General features: G+C 56.6%; 8 protein-coding genes. 1 reads left to right on the top strand and 7 read right to left on the bottom strand.

The window, feature by feature from the left end:
• Positions 1 to 336 precede the first annotated feature (336 nt).
• The gene (locus tag RDQ42_RS08200) at positions 337 to 771 is read left to right on the top strand and encodes a hypothetical protein (protein WP_071427072.1); all 435 of its coding nucleotides are present in this window, start codon (positions 337 to 339) and stop codon (positions 769 to 771) included.
• Positions 772 to 875: 104 nt separating this feature from the next.
• Here the strand turns inward: RDQ42_RS08200 and RDQ42_RS08195 are convergent, their stop codons facing one another.
• The 7 genes from RDQ42_RS08195 to RDQ42_RS08165 form a co-directional block, all read right to left on the bottom strand.
• Positions 876 to 1,247 carry a helix-hairpin-helix domain-containing protein gene (locus RDQ42_RS08195; RefSeq protein ID WP_082398726.1) on the bottom strand — a complete coding sequence of 124 codons (372 nt, stop codon included), beginning with the start codon at positions 1,245 to 1,247 and terminating at the stop codon, positions 876 to 878.
• A 24-nt stretch (positions 1,248 to 1,271) separates the two neighbouring features.
• Positions 1,272 to 2,087, bottom strand: a complete 816-nt coding sequence (locus tag RDQ42_RS08190) for a Cof-type HAD-IIB family hydrolase (protein ID WP_054332500.1) — start codon at positions 2,085 to 2,087, stop codon at positions 1,272 to 1,274.
• A 9-nt stretch (positions 2,088 to 2,096) separates the two neighbouring features.
• Positions 2,097 to 3,014, bottom strand: a complete 918-nt coding sequence (locus RDQ42_RS08185; protein WP_231358375.1) for an RluA family pseudouridine synthase — start codon at positions 3,012 to 3,014, stop codon at positions 2,097 to 2,099.
• The gene (gene lspA, locus RDQ42_RS08180; RefSeq protein WP_054332501.1) at positions 3,015 to 3,485 is read right to left on the bottom strand and encodes a signal peptidase II; all 471 of its coding nucleotides are present in this window, start codon (positions 3,483 to 3,485) and stop codon (positions 3,015 to 3,017) included.
• Positions 3,486 to 3,594: 109 nt separating this feature from the next.
• Complete coding sequence (gene ileS / locus RDQ42_RS08175) at positions 3,595 to 6,381, bottom strand: isoleucine--tRNA ligase (RefSeq protein ID WP_231358374.1); 2,787 nt, start codon at positions 6,379 to 6,381, stop codon at positions 3,595 to 3,597.
• A gap of 21 nt (positions 6,382 to 6,402) precedes the next feature.
• Complete coding sequence (locus tag RDQ42_RS08170) at positions 6,403 to 7,155, bottom strand: DivIVA domain-containing protein (protein ID WP_231358373.1); 753 nt, start codon at positions 7,153 to 7,155, stop codon at positions 6,403 to 6,405.
• 12 nt (positions 7,156 to 7,167) lie between these two features.
• Complete coding sequence (locus tag RDQ42_RS08165) at positions 7,168 to 7,926, bottom strand: RNA-binding protein (protein ID WP_071427069.1); 759 nt, start codon at positions 7,924 to 7,926, stop codon at positions 7,168 to 7,170.
• Positions 7,927 to 7,929 lie beyond the last annotated feature (3 nt).

Genomic DNA, 7,929 nt, shown 5'->3' with positions numbered 1-7,929 from the left:
ACAGGGCTCGAACCTGTGACCCTCTGCTTGTAAGGCAGATGCTCTCCCAGCTGAGCTATGCTCCCCAACACCTTGCCGCCGGAGCTTCGATTCCCTCTCCTGACGACATGGTTTATTATACTATAAGCACAGGCCGAAGTCAACCGTATTTCTACAAAAAAATCCTTTTTTATCATTCTATCGGTTTTCTTCCAGATGTGAAAAAATTTTTGGATAGAATTGGTAAACTATATCCCCTTTTGGTGCAAATTGCCTCCCGAACCAGACCTTTTCTCGGATATTCTGCCCCAATTCCCGGTATGCTAACCATAAAAACAAATGGAAATGAGGGGATAAATGATGAATAAAGACGCTGAATTACTAAGTGCAATTTACAAAAATGCCAAAACGGGATACCACTCTACCGATGCCCTGCTCCCCAAGGCGAGCCAGGGGAAATTTGGAGGCGAGCTGCGCTCCTGCCGCGATCAGTACCAAAACTTTGCCAAAGACGCCTCCCAGCGCCTTCAGGAAATGGAACTATCCCCCAAGGAGCCAAACCCATTGTCTAGGCTGTCCATGCAGGTGGGGATCGCCGCCAACACCATGCTGGATTCCTCCCCTTCCCACCTGGCCGAAATGATGATCAACGGCAGCACCATGGGCATCATCGACCTGGAAAAACGGCTGAAACAATGTGGGGAATCCGACCCAGAGGTGCAGCGGCTGGGCAAAGACCTATTGGAATTTGAACAACAGAGCATCGACCGATTGAAAGGCTACCTGCGATAACAAACAAAAAGGGAGCGGAAGACACCCCTGTCCTCCGCTCCCTTTGATGCCATAAGGAGTCCATGCGTACCAAATCTATAGGGGATGTCTCCCCTTGCGTCAAACTACGCCCCTTCCCCCTCGGAAAAAACCAGATAGGGCAGGATTTTTTCCAAGGTCTTTTCCCCGATCCCTTCCACCTGGAGCAGATCCTCCGGGGCGGTAAAGGGAATGGATTGCCGGGCATCTACAATCCGCCGGGCCAGAACAGGGCCAATTCCCGGCAAAGTTTCCAGCTCCTCCGGAGAGGCAGTATTGGGGTTGACCGGCCCGATGGGTTTACCCGGCTGGGTCACCGGCTCCCCATCCACTGCAACTGGCACCTGGAAGGAGGGCAGAGGAAAGTCCGGCTGTGCCCATAGGGATAACAGAAGGTAGAACCCGGCCAGCGTCATGGCCAGGAAAGCGAACAGCCGCGTCAGCTTGTCCCGGTTCATCCAGTTCCCCTCACTTCTTTTGGTCTAGCGGTCGTACCGTTCCTCCAGATATTCGATCAAATCGGCGACAGCTCCGTCCATGCAGGGGCCCACCACCAGGTCGCACAGGGCTTTGATCTCCTGGGGAGCTTCCGCCACCGTGACGGCGAATCCCGCCGCTTTCAGCAGTTCTGCATCGTTGTAGTAGTCGCCAATGGCGATGGTATGGTCGATTGGGATGTTTTTCAGCTTGCACAGCTTTCGGATGGCATCTCCCTTGGAGGCGCCTACCGGCAGCATCTCGATGTAAAAGGTGTCGGAGCTGACAAAATACACCCCTTCATACCCTCGGCCGGAAAGCTCCTGGAGAATGGTTTGACACTCCTCATCGGGCACAGCGAACAGCACCTTGAAATAATCGGAGGTGAAATCCTCCGGCTGAATCAGCTTAAAGTCGGTGTGGCTGCGTTTGAAAACCTCTTTGACCTGGGATCGCTCCCCAATGTAGCAGTAATCGGTGGCGTTGACTGCGGCGGCCCCGATGTGGGGGTAATCCCGCAGAATCTCCGCCAAATACCGGGGCGCCCCCTCCGGCAGATGACTGGTGAAGTAGTATTCCTCCAGCCCGTAATCGTACACAGCACAGCCGTTGCTGAGGATACAGGGGGAGTTGATGCCGATCTCCCCGGTGAAGCGGCGGGCATTGTCCACTGTACGGCCGGTGGCGATGGCAAAATGTCCGCCCTTTTCCACGAAGCGGGCTACTGCCTCCCGGTTGCGCTCCGGGATGCCCTTGCCGCTGACCCCCAATGTGCCGTCGATGTCGCTGAACAGATAGATGTCGGATAGTTTCTCGATCATGGTGCACTCCTAACGTCGTTTTAAGGTGGATAAAAACCGGGTGAAATACCCCGGCAGCGGGCTGTCAAAGGACAAAAGCTCCCCTGTTTTGGGGTGGAGAAAGGAGATGGTCTTGGCGTGGAGACACTGGCCTTCCAAAGAAGAGATCACCTTCCGGGGGCCGTAGACCGGGTCCCCTGCCACCGGATGGCCGATGTAGGCCATGTGGACACGAATTTGGTGGGTACGGCCGGTCTCAAGCTTGAGGCGGACGTGGGTAAACCCCTGGTACCGCTCCACCACCTCAAAATGGGTGACGGCATCCCGGCTGTTTTTGTCGGTGACTGCCATCTTTTTCCGGTCGGTGGGATGGCGGCCAATGGGCTGGTGGACAGTGCCGGAGTCCTCTTTCAAATTGCCGTATACCACGGCATGATAGAACCGGTCAAAGCTGTGTTCCTTGATCTGGGCAGCCAGGGAACTGTGGGCCTGGTCATCCTTGGCCACTACCAATAGTCCGCTGGTGTCCTTGTCGATGCGGTGGACAATCCCTGGACGGATCACTCCATTGATTCCAGAGAGCTGCCCCTTGCAATGGTATAGGAGGGCGTTGACCAAGGTGTGGTTCAGGTTGCCATAGGCCGGGTGGACCACCATCCCCTTGGGTTTGTTGACCACCAGGAGGCTTGCATCCTCATAGACGATGTCGAGGGGGATGTCCTCGGGGGTGACATCCAGTTCCACCGGGTCGGGAATGGTCAGGCAGAGTGCCTCCCCGCCCCTGAGTTTATAGTTCTTGGAGAGGGCCTTCCCGGCGGCTTCCACCAGCCCTTCCTCGCAGAACTTCTGGGCGGCAGAGCGGCTCACCCCCTCCACCTGGGTGGAGATCCATTTATCCAGGCGCTCCCCCGCCCCTTCGGGCGGGACGGTCAGTTCCAGGACTTCCATCTATTTCCCCTCCCGCTGTTTGGGTTCCAACACCAGGATATAAAAAATCATCAAGGCAGTGCCGATGACCACGCAGCAGTCGGCAAAGTTAAACACTGGGAAGCTGAACAGCGGGCTCACGTCTAGGTAGTCCACGACAAAGCCCCGCTGCATCCGGTCGATGAGGTTCCCCGCCCCTCCGGCGATAATGAGGGCAAAGCTCCACACCATGGGCTTTTCGGTGACCTTTTTTGCCAAAAGCGTCCAGACTAGGAAGGCAAGTACCGCTACCGTGATGCCGATAAGCAGCCAGCGCCTTTGCTGGAGGATGCCGAAAGCCGCACCAAAGTTTTCCACATAGGTCAGGCGCAGGAGATGGGGGATCACCAAAACCGACCCGATCTGGGAGAGGCTTTGATAGGCCCAAATTTTAATCACCTGATCCACAACAATCAGGATTAAGGAGACAAAAAGTGCGATGTATGCCGTCATGGGTTCACTCCAATCCCGCCCTGGGGCGGTTTGTACTTTTGTGGGGGTGGCCATAAGCCAAAATTGCGGCACACCACTGCTGATGCGCCGCAACTGGAACGGATTTGTATTACTTGCCCAGGACCTTTGCGCAGCGGGCGCAGAGGGTGGGATGCTCGGCGCACTGGCCGACGGTGTCGCTGTAAATCCAGCAGCGCTCGCACTTTTGGCCATCCGCTTTTGCGACTGTGACCTTTAGGCCAGCCACGTCGCCGGCGAAATCGCCTTCGGCGCCCTCTTTGATCTCCACCTGGGAGACGATGAACACCATGGGCAGGGTCTCCTTGACACTACCAACAAAATCCAAGAGCTCCCCTTCGCAGGAGAGGATGACCTTGGCCTCCAGGCTCTTGCCGATGACCTTGGCGGTACGGGCCAGCTCCAAAGCTTTGTTGACGTCATCCCGCAGGGCATGGATGCGATCCCATTTGGCCATGAACGCTTCACTCTCACCGGCGTGGGCGGTGGGCATCTCATTGAAGACCGGCGCGGTTTTGTCCATGCCCTTCTCCAAGGGAAGATAAGACCAAATCTCCTCCGAAGTGAAGGGGATCACCGGCGCGAACAGCAAGGTCAAATCCCGCAGGATGCGGTAGATGGCGGTCTGTGCAGCCCGACGCTCCACCGAATCGGCGGCCTCGGAATAAAGGCGGTCTTTGAGCACATCCAGATAGAAGTTGGACATATCCACCGTGCAGAAGTTGTGTACCGCATGATAAACAATGTGGAACTCAAACCGATCATAAGCCGCCCGCACCTTCTCAGTCAGGGAGTTTAGACGGTCCAATGCCCAGCGGTCCAGCTCGGTGAGCTGATCGTCAGAAACCGAGTCGGTGTCCGGATTGAAGTCGTACAGGTTGCCCAGGATGTACCGGGCGGTGTTGCGGATCTTGCGGTAAACCTCCGCCAGCTGTTTGATGATGTCGGTGGAGACCCGCACGTCCGAATGGTAATCGGAAGAGGCGACCCATAGCCGCAGGATGTCCGCGCCGTACTCGTCGATAACCTCCGAAGGGGCGTTGACGTTGCCCAGGGATTTGGACTGCTTCCGGCCCTCGCCGTCCACCACCCAGCCGTGGGTGCAGACCGCTTTGTAGGGGGCGATACCCCTCCAGGCCACCGAGGTCAAAAGGGAGGATTGGAACCAACCGCGGTACTGATCCGCGCCCTCCAGGTAGAGGTCGGCAGGCCATTTTAGATCGGGGCGCTGATCCAGCACCGCCGCGTGGGTGACGCCGGAATCAAACCAGACATCCATGATGTCGGTCTCTTTGGTAAATTCGGTGCAACCGCACTTGGGGCACTTGGTGCCGGCAGGCAGGATCTCCGAAGCCTCGTGGAGATACCAGCCATCCGAACCCTCCTTGCGGAACAGGTCGGCCACTGCTTTGATGGTGGAGTCGTCGATGTGGTAAGCGCCGCATTGTTTGCAGTAAAAGATAGGAATGGGTACGCCCCAGTTCCGCTGGCGGGAGATGCACCAGTCGTTGCGGTCCTGGATCATTGAGATCATCCGGTCCTCGCCCCAGCCGGGAATCCACTCCACCTGCTTCACCGCGTCGATGGCCTCTTTCTTGAAGCCGTCGATGGAGCAGAACCACTGCTCGGTGGCGCGGAACAGGATGGGCTGTTTGCAGCGCCAGCAGTGGGGGTATTGGTGGGTGAATTTCATGGTGGCGAACAGGTGGCCGCTCTCCTCCAAGTGTTTGGCGATGACCTTATTGGCCTCGTCGGTGGTCAGACCAGCGGAGAATCCCGCCTCTTCGGTCATACGGCCATGGTCGTCCACCGGGACGATGACAGGGATCTCCGGATAGTGGTTGACGCAGACGTCAAAGTCCTCGGCGCCGTGGCCGGGGGCAGTGTGGACAAAGCCGGTGCCGGTCTCCAGGGTGACATGGTCGCCCACGATCAGCATGGATTCCCGGTCCAGGAAGGGATGATAGCAAGTGCCGTATTCCAAATCCTTGCCTTTGCAGCTGCCAAGGATCTCATAGGACTCAATATGGCCGGCCTTCATGGTGCTTTCCACCAGCTCAGTGGCCACCACATAGTACTCTTCCCCTGCTTTGACCAGGCTGTAGTCAAAGTCCGGGCCAGCGCAGATGGCCACGTTGGCGGGCAGAGTCCAGGTGGTGGTGGTCCAGATGATCACATAGGTTTTGGAGAGGTCGGCGCCCAAGCCCGTAAGCACACCTTTGTCGTCCTTGACGAGGAATTTCACATAGATGGAGTAGCAGGGGTCGTCGGCGTACTCAATCTCTGCCTCCGCCAGGGCGGTGACATCGTGGGGGCACCAGTACACCGGTTTGAGCCCCTTGTAGATGTAGCCCTTTTTGGCCATTTCCCCGAAAATCTCAATCTGGCGAGCCTCAAACTCCGGTTTTAAGGTCAGGTAGGGGTCGCTGAAGTCGCCCAGGCTTCCCAGGCGTTTAAACTGTTCCCGCTGGCTGTCCACATAACTCAGAGCAAATTCTTTGCAGTGGCGGCGCAGTTCCACCGGGCTGATGTCGGCGCCCAGGCCCACTTTTTTCAGGGCTTTCAGCTCGATGGGGAGGCCGTGGGTATCCCAGCCTGGGACATAGGGGGACCGGAAACCGGTCATATTTTTGGAGCGGACGATGATATCCTTTAGCACCTTGTTGAGAGCAGTGCCCATGTGGATGTCGCCGTTGGCGTATGGAGGGCCGTCGTGGAGCACATACAGGGGCTTGCCCGCATTCTTCTCCATCAATTTATGGTACTGATCGCTGGTCTGCCACTCCTCTACCATTTTAGGCTCTTTTTTGGGAAGAGCCGCACGCATAGAAAATTCCGTCTGCGGCAGATTCATCGTCTTGTTGTAATCCTGAGACATTTTGCTTTCCTCTCCCTTATTTTATCTCTTTTTTTTGGAAAAACCGGTGTCGCTGTCCCGCTGCAGGTCATAGCCTGCGCCGAATTTCAGCGGCCCGAATTTGGATTCTGTCTTTACCGTTGTCTGGGGCTTCATCACCGGGATCTCTTCCTTTTTCTCTTCGGCGGACTCCTTCTGGAAGGTCAGCGCAGGGGCCTCTTCCTTGGAGGGCTGGAACAGCTCATCCAATGCCACAGCATTCTCATCGCTGGGCACGGTGACCGGGGCCTTCTCCGCCACAGCAGGAGCAGGCTCTGGAGCCGCCTCTTTCATCGAAAGTTCAGCATCCACATTGCCGGGCAGGGAACCGATCAATTCAATGTGTTTTTTGTAAGTGGCCAACAGCCGGGCTTTAAAGTTGCTGACCTCCGACTGCATCCGCACCAGGGTCATCTTCTCCCGCTCGATTTGGAGCTGGGCGTTGTCCACCATCCGCTCCGCTTTGGCGCTGGCATCCCGCAGGATGACCTCCGCTTTGGCTTTGGATTCCCGGATGACGCTGTCCCCCAACTTCTGAGCACCTAGAAGGGCGTTGCGCAGACTGTCTTCATCCGCCCGGTACTCCTCCAGCTTCTCAGCGAGAATTTCAATCTTCTCTTCCAAGTTCTTTTTATCTTCATACAGTGCGATCACCGTATCGGAGACTTGGGACAGAAACGCTTCCACATCGTCGATCCGGTAACCGCCCATCGCTTTGTCAAATTTTTTGTTTGCGATATCGTTGGGAGTGAGCATTTTCTAACCTCCTCAAATATACTTTTTGCATTCCAGGTGGATTCTTCCTTTTTTGGTGACCGTCCCAGCGGAACCAACCAAAAATTTGCCGTATCCCCGGATGGAGAGCTTATCCCCCTCCGCCACCTCCTTGGAGATGGAGTCCATGGGCTGGGCATTCTTGGAAACCAGGCCGGAACGGATCAACTGGCTGGCTTTTTCCCGGCTCAGATTGGTGAGCAGGGCCACCACACAGTCGAGGCGCAGGGAACTGACTGTGCCCCCGATGGACCGGTATTGATGAGCGCTGGGCAACTCGTCTGGCAGTCCCTGTTCACAGCTGACGCCGCAGGACCCCACCTTGAGGAGTTCGCCCAGCACAACGCCGGCGACGGGTTCGGTGACAAACAACACACTGAGCCCTTCGCCGACCAAAATATCCCCAATGGCTTCCCGTTTGATCATCAGCCCCATCAGCGCACCCAGAAAATCCCGGTGGGAGAGGGCATCCTGCCTGCGGTAGCGGACAGTGATGGGCACGATGGGAAACAAGCCGCCATCTGGTTCGCAATAATCAGGGAAAACCCCCAGCATCAACCGGTCCCCTTCCCCCGGATGCCCGGCGTACAGGAGATAGTTCCCCCGGGGCGCCACCTGTTTGGCGATGGCTTGCTGCCGCTCATCCAAAAAGGAGGAAAACTTGGGGATGCTGCGGGATTCTACAATGGAAAACAGGTCTTCCACCCGGTCGGCAAACAGCCGTTCTTCCGGGGTTAGGTAGTCTTTCGGCATGGC

Origin of the sequence: uncultured Merdimmobilis sp. (assembly GCF_902471145.1) — a bacterium.
Classification (GTDB): Bacteria; Bacillota; Clostridia; order Oscillospirales; family Ruminococcaceae; genus Merdimmobilis; species Merdimmobilis hominis.
The sequence above is the reverse complement of the archived record's forward strand: the minus strand, read 5'-3'. Positions and strand labels throughout refer to the sequence as shown.